The sequence below is a fragment of the Dyella sp. C11 genome (assembly GCF_003121485.1).
Classification (GTDB): Bacteria; Pseudomonadota; Gammaproteobacteria; order Xanthomonadales; family Rhodanobacteraceae; genus Dyella.
This window is the reverse complement of the sequence record NZ_QAVX01000001.1, coordinates 426,707-441,656: the sequence shown is the minus strand read 5'-3', so window position 1 is coordinate 441,656 and position 14,950 is coordinate 426,707. Positions and strand designations below refer to the sequence as shown.

General features: G+C 63.8%; 12 protein-coding genes and 1 riboswitch. Of the genes, 1 reads left to right on the top strand and 11 read right to left on the bottom strand.

Translation table 11 applies throughout. The features are described from left to right. Positions 1 to 10 precede the first annotated feature (10 nt). The 3 genes from DK366_RS01890 to DK366_RS01880 all read right to left on the bottom strand — a co-directional run bounded on the left by DK366_RS01890 (position 11) and on the right by DK366_RS01880 (position 6,416). Complete coding sequence (locus DK366_RS01890) at positions 11 to 1,009, bottom strand: glutathione S-transferase family protein (protein WP_157956427.1); 999 nt, start codon at positions 1,007 to 1,009, stop codon at positions 11 to 13. Between the two features lie 72 nt (positions 1,010 to 1,081). Then, positions 1,082 to 3,787, bottom strand: a complete 2,706-nt coding sequence (ppc, locus tag DK366_RS01885) for a phosphoenolpyruvate carboxylase (protein ID WP_109123801.1) — start codon at positions 3,785 to 3,787, stop codon at positions 1,082 to 1,084. Positions 3,788 to 3,920: 133 nt separating this feature from the next. Further along, the gene (locus DK366_RS01880) at positions 3,921 to 6,416 is read right to left on the bottom strand and encodes a prolyl oligopeptidase family serine peptidase (protein WP_109123800.1); all 2,496 of its coding nucleotides are present in this window, start codon (positions 6,414 to 6,416) and stop codon (positions 3,921 to 3,923) included. A gap of 140 nt (positions 6,417 to 6,556) precedes the next feature. After that, positions 6,557 to 6,653: riboswitch (S-adenosyl-L-homocysteine riboswitch) on the top strand. Between the two features lie 37 nt (positions 6,654 to 6,690). Here DK366_RS01880 and ahcY point away from each other — a divergent pair. Further along, a complete protein-coding gene (ahcY, locus tag DK366_RS01875; protein ID WP_109123799.1) occupies positions 6,691 to 8,124 on the top strand; it encodes an adenosylhomocysteinase in 1,434 nt (477 codons plus the stop codon). 138 nt (positions 8,125 to 8,262) lie between these two features. On the opposite strand, the gene DK366_RS01870 is transcribed toward ahcY, so the two are convergent. Genes DK366_RS01870 through DK366_RS01835 form a run of 8 tightly spaced genes read right to left on the bottom strand, consistent with a single transcriptional unit; the run spans position 8,263 to position 14,950 of the window. After that, positions 8,263 to 8,982, bottom strand: a complete 720-nt coding sequence (locus DK366_RS01870; RefSeq protein WP_109123921.1) for a sulfite exporter TauE/SafE family protein — start codon at positions 8,980 to 8,982, stop codon at positions 8,263 to 8,265. Beyond that, positions 8,972 to 9,142 (bottom strand): cbb3-type cytochrome oxidase assembly protein CcoS, encoded by a 171-nt coding sequence (gene ccoS, locus DK366_RS01865; protein ID WP_109123798.1) that lies wholly within the window; start codon positions 9,140 to 9,142, stop codon positions 8,972 to 8,974. Before ccoS ends, DK366_RS01870 begins: the two co-directional genes overlap by 11 nt. Further along, positions 9,139 to 11,544 (bottom strand): heavy metal translocating P-type ATPase, encoded by a 2,406-nt coding sequence (locus DK366_RS01860; RefSeq protein WP_109123797.1) that lies wholly within the window; start codon positions 11,542 to 11,544, stop codon positions 9,139 to 9,141. The genes ccoS and DK366_RS01860 overlap by 4 nt, the downstream gene beginning before the upstream one ends. A gap of 2 nt (positions 11,545 to 11,546) precedes the next feature. Beyond that, positions 11,547 to 12,026, bottom strand: coding sequence for a hypothetical protein (locus DK366_RS01855; RefSeq protein WP_157956426.1), 480 nt, complete (start codon positions 12,024 to 12,026; stop codon positions 11,547 to 11,549). After that, entirely contained in the window at positions 12,023 to 13,576 is a 1,554-nt protein-coding gene (locus tag DK366_RS01850) for a 4Fe-4S dicluster domain-containing protein (protein ID WP_109123795.1), read from the bottom strand. Before DK366_RS01850 ends, DK366_RS01855 begins: the two co-directional genes overlap by 4 nt. Next, positions 13,573 to 13,839 carry a hypothetical protein gene (locus DK366_RS01845; RefSeq protein WP_109123920.1) on the bottom strand — a complete coding sequence of 89 codons (267 nt, stop codon included), beginning with the start codon at positions 13,837 to 13,839 and terminating at the stop codon, positions 13,573 to 13,575. The genes DK366_RS01850 and DK366_RS01845 overlap by 4 nt, the downstream gene beginning before the upstream one ends. A 38-nt stretch (positions 13,840 to 13,877) precedes the next feature. Beyond that, positions 13,878 to 14,813 carry a cytochrome-c oxidase, cbb3-type subunit III gene (gene ccoP / locus DK366_RS01840; RefSeq protein WP_109123794.1) on the bottom strand — a complete coding sequence of 312 codons (936 nt, stop codon included), beginning with the start codon at positions 14,811 to 14,813 and terminating at the stop codon, positions 13,878 to 13,880. Further along, positions 14,810 to 14,950 (bottom strand): cbb3-type cytochrome c oxidase subunit 3, encoded by a 141-nt coding sequence (locus DK366_RS01835; protein WP_109123793.1) that lies wholly within the window; start codon positions 14,948 to 14,950, stop codon positions 14,810 to 14,812. The genes ccoP and DK366_RS01835 overlap by 4 nt, the downstream gene beginning before the upstream one ends.

Sequence of the window (14,950 nt, the reverse complement as noted above, 5' to 3'; positions counted from 1 at the left end):
TGCCGACCGATCACGCCAGCGCCAAATGCGGCGCTGGCGTATAGGGCATCTTGCGGATGCCGCTGAAGCGGCGAAGCTTCATGTAACCGGGCCAGGCACCGAACAGACTGACGCTCGACACCGGATGAATGTCGTTGACGGCCACCGTCAACGGTTCAGTCGCAATCGGGCCATTGCGGGTGTCGTTCGCATCAAGCCAGCTCACCCGCCCCCGCATGACGCCGCGCTGCCGGCGTCGTTCGTCGATCAACGTTTCGTACAACAAGGCCGGATCGCGCCCATGCTCCCGGAACAGCCTTGTCTGCCAGGCAAACAGGGGCTGGAGGCGAGGATGATGGCTGAAGTGCGGCACGATCCGCAGCGGACGAAGCAAGGACGCCAGGGTCACATCCACCGCACTCAACTGTTCGCCTACCAAAAAGGCGGCGCGACTCAATCGATCCGCCAGTGGAAGCAGCAGGGCTTCCAATTGTTCGTAGATGCGATCTTCGCGATTGCGATCGAAGTGGAATCGTTTGGTCAGCATCATGCCAAGCACCGGCGCGGCAAGGGAACGCCAGCCTTTTCGGGTAAAAAGGCCACGGCACACCTGCGGCATGAACAGCCGCGACAGAACCTGCGGGCACTCCATGATCACCTGGGTGTAACCGAGGCGACGCGCAAAAAGCCCAAGCGTCGAATCCAGACGCAACATCCATTGCCATGCGCCCTCCCGTTCGGCCGGGTCGTCGGGAAACAACGGTCGCTCGGGATACGTCTCGTCGAGATAACGGAGGATGGGCGACGAATCGCTGATGGCAATGCCCGTGGCCGTGTCGTGGATCAGCGGCACGGTTTGCGCACAGGGAAAGCGCCGCATTTCTTCCTTCCTGTGCGCCACCACATCGATGGCTCGCCACGGCAGACCCTTGAAATCAAGCGCCCAGCGAACCTTTTCCACGTAGTGCGACCAACGCAGCTGATACAGCTCGATCATCGTGCCTTCCTCGATCCATGATCGGGAAACCATGATGGTGGCGCGCACGAATTCAAGGCGCAGATCGCATCGAAGCGGGCATCGCCTGCACGAACCCGCGCGGCATCAGCCCGTGTTCTGCAAACCCTGCGATACGCCGTTCACGCACGCCACCAACGCCGTGAGCAGCGCATCGTCGCTGCCATCCCCTGCGCGCCAGCGCTTGAGCAGGTCCACCTGCAACAGGCTCATGGGGTCGACGTAGGGATTGCGCAGGTCGATCGACGTCGCCAGCCGCGGCGCGTTCTGCAACAGCGCGTCGTTCTGCTTCAGTTTCATCAGCCAGTGACGCGTGCGCTCGAACTCGTCGCGAATCAGGCCGAAGAACGGCTCGTGCAACGGACCAGATAGCCTGGAAAACGCTTCGGCGATGCCAAGGTCACTCTTGGCGAGCACCATGGACACGTCGTCGAGCATGTTGGCGAAGAACGGCCAGTCGTGCGCCATTTCCGACATGGCTTGTTCGCCATATTCGGCAGCGCCGAAATCCAGCGCGGTGCCCAGGCCATACCAACCCGGCAGGATCGTACGGCACTGCGTCCACGCGAACACCCAGGGGATCGCGCGCAAATCCTGCACACCGCGCATGCTGCGACGACGCGCGGGGCGTGAGCCCAGCGTCATGCGTTCGATAACGTCGATAGGCGTGGCAGTGCGGAAGTAATCGACGAATCCCTCGCGATCGACAAACGCCCGGTAGTGTTCACGGCTGCGCGCCGCCAGGCGTGCCATGCGTTCGCGCCAGACATCTTCGCGCGGCTCGTGCGTACGCGGCCGCAGCGATGCCCGCAGCACGGCGCCCACGGTCTGCTCCAGATTGCGCAGCGCCAAGGCGCGGATGCCGTACTTGCGATGAATCACCTCGCCCTGCTCGGTGACGCGCAGCACGCCGTTGACCGAGCCGCGCGGCGAGGACATCAACGCAGGCGTCATGCGCGCACCGCCGCGACTGGCGGAACCGCCGCGTCCGTGGAAGAACGACAGGCGTATGCCTGCGTCGGCGGCCACGTCGAGCAGTTCCACCTGTGCGCGCTGCAAACCCCAGCGGGACGCCAGGGTGCCGCCATCCTTGCCGCTGTCCGAGTAACCGAGCATCACCCACTGGCGATTGCCGCGCGAGGCGAGATGATCGCGGTACACGGGATCATCGAGCAGCGCGCGCAACGTGGCCGGCGCGTTGGTCAGGTCGTCCACGGTTTCGAACAAGGGGGCGACGTCGAGCGGGACGCGACCTTCTTCGGTGAGCCCGCCGTAGCGCGCCAGCGCAAGCACGGCGAGCACATCGGCCGCCGAACGCGCCATGCTGATGATGTACAGGCCCAGCGATTCCTTGCCATAACGGGTGCGCGCTTCGCGCAGCGTGGCGAACACGTCATGCAGTGCCACGACGGCAGCATCGTTGTTGCGTGGCAACGATTCAGCGCCACCGGCGTAGTCGCGCAAACGCGGGGCACGTTCGGCGGCATCGCGCGCTGCCCACTCGTCATCCTTCAGCAGCAAGGCCAGCACGTCGTCGTGCACGCGCGAATCCTGGCGGACGTCCAGTCGCGCAAGATGGAAACCGAACGTGCGCACGCGCCAGATCAGGCGACGCACGGCATACGCGCCCGCGTGCAGGCCATGATGATCGACCAGGCTCATCGCGATCAGTCGAAGGTCTTCCAGCAATTCATCGGCACCCGCATAGCCTTCGGGATGATCGTCGTCGAGCGTGGCCTCCACGCGCGCACCGATGATGGTGAGCAGGCTGCGGTACGGCATGTCGGCGTGGCGCGGGCGTACCTTCGCCGCCGCTTCCGGGAAACGCACGCGATAGTCGAACAGGCGATTGGCCAGGTCGCTGCCCACTTCCACGCGATCTTCGGTCTGGCTGAGCAGGCGCGCCAGGCCGGCGATGTCTTCGATGTAGTGCTCCAGCACGTGCGCCCGTTGCGTGGACAGGCTGTTGGCAATGGTCGCCGCGCCCACGTTCGGGTTGCCATCCATGTCGCCACCCACCCACGTCGCGAAACTCAGCAGGCGCGGAATGGGCACGGCCACGCCGTACACCGTCTGCAAAGCATCGGCGAGCGATTCGTACACGGCAGGCACGATGCGATAGATGGGGTTGGCCAGGTAAAAGCCGACGTGATGATGTTCGTCCTGCACGGTTGGGCTCACCGACGATGCTTCGGCCGTCTGCCATCCCGCACTCAACGCCATGAAGATGCGATCGTCGTCTTCCTTGCGTTCCTGCGGCGTTCGCGTGGGATCGAAGTTGTCCACCAGCGCGCGGACGATGGATTGCTCCTTCTCCAGCAGCGAGCGGCGCACGGCTTCGGTGGGGTGCGCGGTGAAAACCGGTTCCACTTGTAACCGTTCCAGCCATTCAAGCAGCTCACCTGCCTCCACGCCTTGTGCCTTCAGGCGCATCAGCACGTCCAGCAGGGATTCGGGTTGCGGTGCGCCGCCTTCGCGCTGGTAGTCGCGGCGACGGCGGATGCGATGAATGCGTTCGGCGATGTTCACCGCCTGGAAATACGTGGCGAAGGCGCGCGCCAGCGATTCGGCCTTATCGGTCTCAAGGCCCGTCAGCAGGCCTCCCAGCACGTCCAGCGGCGCATCTTCCACGCGGCGTTCGATGGCCGCCGTGCGAATGCGCTCCACTTCATCGAGGAATTCCGGCGAGACCTGCTCCGCCAGCATGTTGCCGACCAGGGTGCCAAGGCGGCGGACGTCTTCGCGCAGGGGCGCGTCGTGCGGGGCGAACTCAGGACTGCGGTGCTGGTTCATCGATGCCACGTTGCGGATGTCTGGACGTCCAAGACTACCCGAAGCCGCGACGAATTGTGCATTGCCACAAACGCGTTCAGCGACATCAAGGAAACGGGGCGATGATCGCCCCGTCCTTGTGATACCCCATGGCTTAGTGCGTAGCCGCGGCCTTGTCCGCCGGCTTTGCATTCTTTACGTACATGTCCAGCCAGTTGTTCATCTCGGCCAGCATCTGCAGGATCGATTCGCGTGCGCGATAGGCATGCGCTTCGTTCGGCAGCAGCACCAGCCGTGCCGTGCCACCCAGCCCCTTGATGGCGGCGTACATGCGTTCGCTCTGGATGGGGAACGTGCCGGAGTTGTTGTCCTGTTCACCGTGGATCATCAACAACGCGTCCTTGATGTGGTCGGCGTAGTTGAAGGGCGACATGGCGTTGTAGACGTCCGGCGCCTGCCAGTAGTTGCGCTCCTCCGATTGGAAGCCGAACGGCGTAAGCGTGCGGTTGTAGGCGCCGCTGCGTGCAATGCCCGCCTTGAACAGGCGCGTGTGGGCCAGCAGGTTGGCCGTCATGAAGGCACCGTAGGAATGCCCACCCACGGCAATGCGGTTGCGATCCGCCACACCGCGACGCACCACTTCGTCCACGGCTGCTTCCGCGCTGGCGACCAGCTGCGGAATGTAGGTGTCGTTGGGCTCCTTGCTGCCCTCGCCCACAATCGGCACGGAGAAGTTGTCCAGCACCGTGTAGCCCATGGTGAGGAACGCCTGCGGGCCCCAGTAGCTGATGCGGTTGAAGCGGTACGGCGAGTCGGTGACCTGCCCCGCCGCATCCGCCGATTTGAATTCGGCCGGGTAGGCCCACATCAGCATCGGGCGGGGGCCATCCTTCTTCGGATCGTAGTTGGGTGGCAGGTAGAGCGTGGCAGTGAGTTCCACGCCATCCTTTCGCTTGTAACGAATCTGCTCCTTCTTCACGCCTTTCAATTGCGGCAGCGGATTGGGGAAATGCGTCAGCTCGCGCCACGTGCCCTTCGATGAAAGATCGCGCACGTAGTAGTTGGTGGGATCGTTGGGCGTCTCGCGCGAAATCAGTGCGCGCGTGCCTTCCGCATCCAGCAGCGCCTGGGGATCTTCGTAGTAGGGCGCCTGCGACTGGAACAGGCGTGTGCTCTGGCCCGAAGCGAGATTCACGCGATCGATGAAGGGACGATCGCCCTGCGGCGACGCACCGTCGCCGAGGCGATAGATGTTCTGTCCATCGGCCGTGACGATAAGTCGCGATTCGCCGTGCTCATCCGGCATGGTCGCTGGCGTTCCCGGGTCGCGGTAGCGATCTTCCGACGAACCTTCGCGAACCAGCACGGGCGCCTGTGACGGATGATCCGGCGAGACGCGCCACTCCTTCACCTTGCGGGTTTTCCACCAGAACTCGTCCACCAGCGCCAGATCGCCGTTCGCCCAATAGGCGCCGGCATAGCGGCTGGCCAGCCTGGCCAATGTCACCGGCGCCTGATCGAACGGCGCCGCCTGCATCTGCACGATGTCGCGAATGTCGACCTTGGCGGCCGGATCACCACCATCCTGCGCTTCGGCCCACACCAGCGTGGCCGGTGCGTCGGCGCGCCAGCTGATATCGCGCACACCGGTGGGCACGGCATCGTTGCCGGTGGGCAAGCCTTCCACCAGCGGCAGGTGGGCGATTTCCTTCACCAGCTTGCCGTCGCGATCGAGCACTTCGATGTGGCGCGGAAAACTTTCCACGGGCACCAGGTAGGAGAACGGTCGCTCGACGCGCTGGCGCAGCACGTAGCGGCCATCCGGTGACGGCACGATGGCGAGTGTCAGTGAGGGATCGCCCAGCGGCGTCACCTTGCCATCCAGGTCGACCAGTGCTGACTGCGAGCGCAGGTAGTACTCGAACAGCTTGGCGTCGTCTTCGTTGCGCAGCATGTCCTGATAGGTGCGGATGGCTTTCACGCCACCGCCGGCCTGCGTCTGCTGCGTATCGGGTCCCGTCGGAATGATGCTCGCGACGGGTGCTGCACCCTGCCCTTGCGGCTGCAACTGCACCAGCAGCTGTTTGCCATCGGGCATCCATCGATAGCCGCGACCCGCGACGGTGTTGAGCGGCAACGACGTGAGGCGGCGCGCCGCATGTGCAGCGACATCCACGATCCACAATTCATTGGTGCCCGCGCGCGCATCCACCTGGTTGAAAGCGAGGTAGCGCTGGTCGGGCGACCACGACGAGGTGGCGATCGACAACGGCTTCGGCAGACCCTGCAGGCGAATCTCCTTGCCGGTGGCGATATCCATCAGCCACAGATCCGTGCTGAAGACGAAACGGCTTTGCGCGTACGTGCGCGGATTGATGCGCAGGCCCGCCAACTTCAGTTCCGGCTGCGCCACCAGATCGATGCCCGGCAGGGCCGGTGTCTGCGTCAGCGCCAGCAGATCGCGATGCGGACTGATGGACAACTGCGGCGGACGCGGAGCATCCACCAGGGCCTGCAACGGCGCAGGCGGCGTGAAATAACCCGAGGCGGGCGCGGTAGCAGCGGTCTTCGGTGCCTGATCGGCCAGCACGTGCGGTGACACGGCCAGCAACAAACCGACGAGCATGAGGCGTCGGAGCGACATATCCATGTGAGGGCATCCCCTGTGTCGTAACCCTCTGCGACATTAACGCTTTGGCGCCGCGCGTCACCAGGCCATCCGTCACGGGTCCGGCCACCAGGGGGCCTTGGGCAACGAAACCATCACCGGGTGACGCTATACTCTGGCGTTCCATCGAGGGGCGCTGCGACCGAGGATTCGTGGACACACCGTGTCCCCTACCCGGCCAGGCTCGACGGACTTCTTCTGTAACGGCGCCCGGACAACGATGTGGCCTCATGGCCGCAACACCCGGAGCTAAATCATGAACGCAGTTACCAAAGATTCTGCCCAGCAGGATTTCAAGGTCCGCGATATGTCCCTCGCCGACCTCGGCCGCCGCCGCATCCGCATGGCCGAAGAAGAAATGCCCGGCCTGATGCAGATCCGAGCCCGCTACGCCAAGGACAAGCCGCTGAAGGGCGTGCGCCTGTCCGGCTCGCTTCACTGCACCAAGGAAACCGCTGTGCTCGCCGAAACCCTGCGCGAGCTGGGTGCCTCCGTGCGCTGGGCTTCGTGCAACATCTTCTCCACGCAGGATGACGTGGCCGCGGCGCTCGCCGCCGGCGGCCTGCCGGTGTTCGCCTGGAAGGGCGAGACGCTGGAGGAATACTGGCAGTGCACGCTGGACATGCTCACCCACCCGGGTGAACTCGGCCCGCAGCTGATCGTGGACGACGGCGGCGACGCCACCCTCTTCATCCACAAGGGCGTGGAGCTGGAAGAAGGCAGCGACTGGGTCAACACGCCCAGTGGCAACCACGAAGAACAGGTCATCAAGGATCTGGTCAAGCGCACCGAAGCCGAGCGTCCGGGCTGGTTCAAGAAGATCGCCGCCGAATGGAAGGGCGTCTCCGAAGAAACCACCACCGGCGTGCACCGTCTCTACCAGCTCGCCGAAGCCGGCAAGCTGCTGGTGCCGGCCATCAACGTCAACGACTCGGTGACCAAGTCGAAGTTCGACAACCTCTACGGCTGCCGCGAATCGCTGGCCGACGGCATCAAGCGCGCGACCGACCTGATGGTCGCCGGCAAGGTGGCCGTGGTCTGCGGTTACGGTGACGTGGGCAAGGGCTGCGCGCACTCGCTGAAGGGCTTCGGCGCCCGCGTGATCGTGACCGAGATCGACCCCATCAACGCCCTGCAGGCAGCGATGGAAGGCTTCCAGGTCACCACCATCGAAGAAACGCTGGGCCTTGGCGACATCTACGTCACCACCACCGGCAACAAGGACATCATCACGCTGGAACACATGGCGGCGATGAAGAACAACGCGCTGGTGTGCAACATCGGCCACTTCGACAACGAGATCCAGATGGATCGCCTGAACACCGCCAAGGGCGTGTCGCGCGAAACCATCAAGCCGCAGGTGGATCGCTACACGTTCGAGAAGACCAACCACAGCATCTACATGCTGGCCGAAGGCCGCCTGGTGAACCTGGGCTGCGCCCACGGCCACCCGAGCTTCGTCATGTCCAACAGCTTCTCCAACCAGACGCTGGCCCAGCTCGACCTGTGGGCGAACAAGGACTTCTACGAGAACACGGTCTACCGTTTGCCGAAGAAGCTGGACGAAGAAGTGGCTCGCCTGCACCTGGAGCAGATCGGCGTGAAGCTGACCAAGCTTACCCAGGAACAGGCCGACTACATCGGCGTGCCGGTGGACGGCCCGTACAAGCCGGAGCACTACCGCTATTGATCGTTGCCTTCGGGCAGACAGAAAAGGCCGCCGAAAGGCGGCCTTTTTTTGTTCGGGCGAGGCGAAGGGCGTCGCGCACAGGGTGCGCTCCCACAAGGAGCAACGCCACCCTCTGTGGGAGCGCACCCTGTGCGCGGCTCAACGAAGCCCACAGCCCAACCACCCCATCACCCCATGCAACGACGGCACCTGCATCAACCACGGCCCCGCCATCGTCACCACACCAGCGAACAACACCAACGCGGCCGCGCCGCGTCGCGCACCCTCCCGCTGCATCCAGCGCCCCACGCGCGCACCCGACCAGGTCAGCGGCACCATCACCAGCCACGTGCCCAGACCGAACACCGTCATGATCAACGCGCCACCCACGGTACTCGACGCCAGCCACGCCGCGGCCAGCATGGTGGTGCTGAGCCCGCAGGGCATCCATCCCCACACCATGCCCGCCAACAGGCGGCGCGATGCGGTATTCGCCGGCAACACACGTTTCTGCAACGGCCGCAGCCAACGCCAGACGTGCATGCCGGGGCGCGCGAGAAAACGAAGGCGCCCTTGATGATCCAGCAATCGCAACGCCACCAGCACAAGCACCACGCCCATCGCCATGCGCATCACCAACATGAGCCCGTGCCACTCGAATAAGCGCAACACGCCATCCCCCATGCCACCAACCAAGGCGCCGGCCAACGCATAGCCCAGCACACGGCCTGTATTCAATTGCAGCGAAGAGGGCAGGCCATGTCGCGGCGACCACACCGAAAATCCCGTGGCAATACCACCGCACATCGCCGCGCAGTGAACACCGCCAAGCAACCCGCTCAGCAACGCAGCGGACAGCGTGAGGACATCAATCGACACGGCGTTCAGCGCGTTCCACACGCATTTCATCGTGAAGAATGTCCAGCGCCGGTGTATCCAGGGCGTCGAACTGTCCCTTGCGAACGGCCCACACAAACGCACCGATGGCGAATGCAAGCAGCATCAGGCTGAGCGGGATCAGCATGAGCAAGATGATCATGCGTTCGGCCCCATGGAAGAACCACGCAACAAACGCAGCGCGTTGATCGTCACGGCCAGTGACGAAAGCGCCATGCCCAAGGCGGCGAAAGCAGGCGTGACATGGCCGGTGATGGCCAGCGGTAGCGCCAGCAGGTTGTAGCCCACGGCCCAGGCGAAATTCTGGCGAATGACGCGCATCGTGCGGCGCGCGAGGCGTATCGCCTGTGGAATACGCAGCAACGAGGGCGCCGTGAGCACCATGTCGGCCGCGCGCTGCGCCAATGCGGCACCCTCACCCATCGCGATGGATACATCGGCACCGGCCAGCACCGGCGCATCGTTCAGGCCATCACCGACCATGGCCACCACGCTCCCGTTGTCCTGCAACGTACGCACCAGCGCGAGCTTGTCTTCGGAAGTCTGACGCGAGCGGGCATCGCGAAGCGCCAGCTTGCGCATCAACCGCTCTACCGGTTCGTGTGCATCGCCGCTGGCCAGATGCACCCGCAAACCCAATACGCGCAGTTCCGCCACGGCATCCTCTGCATGAGGACGCAGGCTTTCCTCCAATGAAAAGCACGCCACGACACGCCGGCCGTCGCCCAGCCAAAGCCGCCCGTCATCCTCACGACACCCTGCGAATGACGCGCGCCCCAGATGCCATACCCGGCCGTCGATGCACCCGGCGATGCCATGACCCACCGTTTCGCGAACGTCGCTGGCAAAAAACCGCGTAGATACGGGGGAAAACGCCTCGGCAATCGGGTGGCGACTGTCACGCTCCAGTGCCGCCGCCATCTGCAAGGCGGTCGCCGCATCCATGGTGGTGAAGGTGCGAATGTCGCCCACCGCCAGGCGCACGTGCGTCAACGTGCCCGTCTTGTCGAATACGACGTCGGTCGCACGCGCGAGGTTCTCCAATCCACCGGTACGCACCGACAACACGCCCAATCGCGCCAGCGCCCCGTGACTCGCCGTGAGCGCGGCGGGAACGGCCAACGAAAGCGCACAGGGACAGCTCACCACCAGCAGCGACAAGGTCACTTCAAACGCGCGCGACGGATCGTGCATGCGCCACGCGACATATACCAACACCGCGAGCACCAACAGGGTGCTGACGAACACGCTGCCGATGCGATCGGCAACACGCGCCATCGGCGGGCGGTGGGCCTGCGCCTGTTCCACCAGCCGGGTCAGCTGGGAGAGACGCGTGGCGACACCCACATCGGTCACGACGATGCGCGCCGCACGGTCGCGGCAGATCGTGCCTGCATAGATCTGCGCGCCAGGCAGTCGTGTCACGGGGCGTGACTCGCCGGTCAATAGCGCTTCTTCGAACGACGCTTCGCCATCCAGCAGATGACCATCCGCCGGCACGACATCGCCAGCCGCCACACAGGCAATGTCGCCCACGCACAGCGACGACATCGGTATGGATTCGCGGCTGCCATCCACGTTCTCCCGAACCGCGAGTACCGGGCGCGCGCGCGCCAACGCATCAACCTGTGCGCTGGCAACGCGACGAGCGCGTTGCTCCAGCAACCGCGCGGCAAGCAGAAGAAAAACGAACATGGTGGCCGTGTCGTACCAGACCTGCGCACCACCCCGCACAGTCTCCACGGCGCTGGCGAAGTAGGCCAGCAGGGTCGAACCCGCGATCAGGCTGTCCATGCCGGGGCGTCGCTGGCGAAGCTCGCGCCAGCAGCCTTCGAGGAACGGCCAGCCCGCGTAGAACACCACCGGCGTTGCCACCAGCAAGGCAACCCAACGGAAGAAGTCGCGCGTCGCCAACGCCATGTGGTGGCCGAAATCCAGGTACAGCGCTTCGGAAAACATCATGGTCTGCATGGCGCCCAGCCCTGCCACGCCCAGTCGCATCAACCAGCGGCGCTGCTCGGCGACGCGCGCACGTTCACGCACGGCACCTGCCGCCAGGTACGGCCGATAGCCCAACATGGCCAGTCGGCCAAGGAGATGGGAAAGCCGCACCGTGGTCGGCTCCCAACCGATGCGGATGCGCCCGGTCACCGCGTTGGCGCTGCTATCGAATACGCCCGGTTCGCGTTGCAGTGCGCGATCGATCAACCACGCACAGGCCGCGCAACGCATGCCGTCCGTGAGCAAGGTGATTTCCAGTCCACCAGCCACAGGAACCGCGTGTTCGCTCAGGACATCCTCGCGATCCCAGCTGGCGAGGTCAGGCATCGCCTCGACCCGCCCCGCCGTGGTACTGCGCAAACGGTAGTAGTCATCGAGCTTCGATTGGCGTATCCATTCGGCGGCGGCCGCACAGCCGTGGCAGCAGAAGCCGCGCGCCTCCCCCTCGATATCCAGCGACACGGGCACCTGCGGCAAAGTCTCGCCGCAGTGGTAGCAGGCCAACGCATGACCTGCTGGATCAGCATCGACGGCAACGTCCACGATCAGGGCACAAGACGAATGGAACGCGCCTGCACTTTCCACTCGCCGTGCAATGTCCACGCATCATTGTCAGGGTGCAAATCGACGTGCCAATCGCTGCCGTCCAGCGACCCCACGCCACGCCAGCCGAGCTCGCTGGGTGAGAGCACAAAAGTGCGCGCCGGCGCCGATTCACCCGGAGAAGACAGCAGCAACTTCAACTTGCCGCCGCGCGGAAAGTTTCCATCCACCGGTACCGCCTCGATCATGTCGCCCTTCGTGCGCAGTACCAGGCCCATGGTGTCAACGGTAGCGGAAGGCTCGTCCTTTGCGGCCACGAGCAGCTTCCCCACGCGCGTGGTTTCACCCACGATTTCCATGTCCTCGCGACCGGGATGCACCGCCGCGAACAACAGGGCGAAACCAATGGCGACCGATGCCAGGGGCAGGCCTACCAGCATCCACACCATAGGTTCGCGCCAGGCGCTGCGTATCGGGTTCATGGAACAGGTCCAAAGAAACTGCTGTTGACGTTGACGTAGGCATCCGCGTCGAGATCGCGCACGTGGAAGGCGACGTCGTGGCGACCGGAAACATCGGAGGACGCCGACACGGTCAACGGCACCGAAAGCACTTCGCCGCTGCCTGCGCTGACGGTCTTTGTTCCGCCACCGAGAGCGATCCCGGCGACGTCACGGGAAGAGACGTTGATGATGAAGCGATGCGTCTGCTGCGCCTTGTTGACCAGCTTCAGCGTGTACGCATTCTGGATATCGCCATTGGCCGCTTCGCTGTACATGACATTGCGATCGCGAAGCACTTCGGCCATCAGGGGCGCACGATGGGTAACGCCGTAGATCCAGCCGCCCATCAAGGCCAGCAGGAGCAGGCCATAGACGAATACGCGCGGACGAAGCACGCTCGCATGCCTGCCATCGACCTGGTTCTGCGTGGTGTAGCGAATCAAGCCGCGGGGATAACCCACCTTGTCCATCACGTTGTTGCAGGCATCGATGCACGCGCCGCACGCGATGCATTCATATTGAAGCCCGTTGCGGATGTCGATACCCGTGGGACACACCTGCACACAGATAGTGCAGTCGATACAGTCGCCCAGCTCTTCGAAGGCGAACCTGGGCAGCGGCCTGGCTTCTTCACCGATACCGGCCAACGCGATGGTACCGCCTGCCTGCGCCCGGTTGTCCGCTGCCGATGGATGCAGGCCCGCGCGAAAGACATAGTCGTAGGCAACGACCTTTTCCAGCAGCCCGCGCGTCCGTTCCAGCACACTCGTCAGACCGCGCTTGCGCGATCCGCGCGGCTCGCCGCGCATGGGGTCATAGGCAATGATCAGGGTGTTGCGGTCGAACATGGCGCTCTGGAAACGCGCATACGGGCACATGTATTTGCACACCTGCTGACGCAGGAAGCCTGCATTGCCCCACGTAGCGAAAGCGTAGAACGGTATCCAGAACGCTTCCCAGCCACCCCAGGCCAGTGGTGCGCGATGCGCCAGATCGATGATGGGACTGAAGTAGCCCACGAAAGTGAAGCCCGTCCACAGCGAGAAGACGATCCACAACGCGTGACGCGCGCTCTTGCGCACGATCTTCTCGCGCGTCCACGGGCCGGCGTCGAGCTTCATGCGCTTGTTGCGATCGCCTTCGCACCAGCGCTCGATCCACAGCGATACTTCCGTCCATACCGTTTGTGGACAGGCATAACCGCAGAACAACCGGCCTGCCAGCGCGGTGAAGAAGAACAATGCCAAAGCCGCGATGATCAGCAGCACCGAAAGGAACAGGAAATCCTGCGGCAGGAACAGCCATCCGAACACGTAGAACTTGCGCGCAGGAAGATCCAGCAGCACGGCTTGCCGGCCTTCCCATGTCATCCAGGGAAAGGCATAGAACATGCCGAGCAACCAGGCAACAGCCGCCACGCGAAGTCGATTGAATCGACCGGACACCTCGCGCGGGTAAACCTTGCGCTCGCTGACGTAGTACGAGTCGCTCGACTCGTCGATGACCTGAAGTGGATTGCGGCGGCTCATGGCTGGTTACCCGAACCTGTGCCAGCCCTCACGCGGCGACCCGGCCGCAGCAGCACCCAGGTAAAGAGACTGGACGAAGCGGTCGCCAGCCAGATGAGGAAGAAGCCCAGCGTGTAGCCGAGCTCACGTCCGATAGTCAGGGCAGGAAAGGTGATGTCCCTCAGCGCCATCGGATCGATGAAGGCAAAGAACACCATCGTGACGATGCCGGCGACGAAGAAGCTCGGCCACAGCAAAGCTCCCAGGCGTTGCGACAAAGGCATGCATTCGTCGTGTCGCGTCACGATGATGTTCCGGTCACTCATTCCGCCACCACGGCACCGGCAGGCGGCGGCACCTTGTGTGGCGACAAGGTCCAGACATAAGCGCCGACCAGGCGCGTACGCGTGTCACCCAGCACGGGCTTCCATGCAGGCATCACGCCCTGGCGGCCTTCATTCAACGTCTTGCGCAGTGACGCCTTGCTGCTGCCATAGAGCCAATAGCTATCGCTAAGATCCGGCGCGCCCACGACTTGATTGCCCTTGCCCTGCGGACCATGGCAGGCCACGCAGATGCCGCCGAACAGCTTCTCGCCGCGATCGACCGCTTCGCTCTTCGGCTGGTCGGGCCTGGACAGCGACAACACATAGGCGATGGTGTCATCCACTGCGGTCTGGCCACCTTGTGCCGTCAGCGTGGTGGCCCATGCGGGCATCACGGCCTGGCGTCCTTCCTGGATGGTTTCCAGAATGCGATGTGGCGTGCCGCCCCAATGCCAGATGTCATCGGTGAGATCGGGAAAACCGGTGGCACCGTGACCCGTCGAACCATGACACGCTGCGCAGCGGTTGATGAAAATCGTGCGACCCATGGCCACGGCCTGCGGATCGTTTGCCAGGTCGTCGATGGACTTGCCCGCATAGAGCTTGAGCGCGTCGTCCAGGCGCGCATCTTCCGCCGCCTGATCCAGCGCCCACTCCTTGTGGGAACTCCAGTGCCCATAACCCTTGAACGAACCTACGCCGAACCACAGCAGATACGCCACGGCAAACACGATGGTGATGTAGAACAGGTTGATCCACCAGCGCGGCAACGGCTTGTTGTATTCGGTGAGATCACCATCCCACACGTGTCCGGTTTCGTCGGGCTTCGGATCGGTCGGGCTGCGGCGCGTGTTTCCGCGCAACAGCCACACGCAACCGACCAGGTTGAGCACGACGATGGCGATGACGTACCACGTCCAGTGGGAAGTCATGCGATGTCCTCCTTGTCATCGTCCAGCGGCATGTGCGCAGCGGCATCCATTTGGGGTTTCACACCGGGACGCCACAGCCAGAGGGTTCCTCCGACGAACAGCACCAGCAGCACCGCCGTAATCAATCCAGGCACCAT

Coding starts and splice junctions, on each gene's coding strand:
- DK366_RS01855 (WP_157956426.1), bottom strand. CDS start 12,026: ATGAACCCGATACGCAGCGCCTGGCGCGAACCTATGGTGTGGATGCTG.
- DK366_RS01880 (WP_109123800.1), bottom strand. CDS start 6,416: ATGGATATGTCGCTCCGACGCCTCATGCTCGTCGGTTTGTTGCTGGCC.
- ppc (WP_109123801.1), bottom strand. CDS start 3,787: ATGAACCAGCACCGCAGTCCTGAGTTCGCCCCGCACGACGCGCCCCTG.
- ahcY (WP_109123799.1), top strand. CDS start 6,691: ATGAACGCAGTTACCAAAGATTCTGCCCAGCAGGATTTCAAGGTCCGC.
- DK366_RS01890 (WP_157956427.1), bottom strand. CDS start 1,009: ATGGTTTCCCGATCATGGATCGAGGAAGGCACGATGATCGAGCTGTAT.
- ccoS (WP_109123798.1), bottom strand. CDS start 9,142: ATGATCATCTTGCTCATGCTGATCCCGCTCAGCCTGATGCTGCTTGCA.
- DK366_RS01835 (WP_109123793.1), bottom strand. CDS start 14,950: ATGGTGCCTGGATTGATTACGGCGGTGCTGCTGGTGCTGTTCGTCGGA.
- DK366_RS01845 (WP_109123920.1), bottom strand. CDS start 13,839: ATGCCTTTGTCGCAACGCCTGGGAGCTTTGCTGTGGCCGAGCTTCTTC.
- ccoP (WP_109123794.1), bottom strand. CDS start 14,813: ATGACTTCCCACTGGACGTGGTACGTCATCGCCATCGTCGTGCTCAAC.
- DK366_RS01850 (WP_109123795.1), bottom strand. CDS start 13,576: ATGAGCCGCCGCAATCCACTTCAGGTCATCGACGAGTCGAGCGACTCG.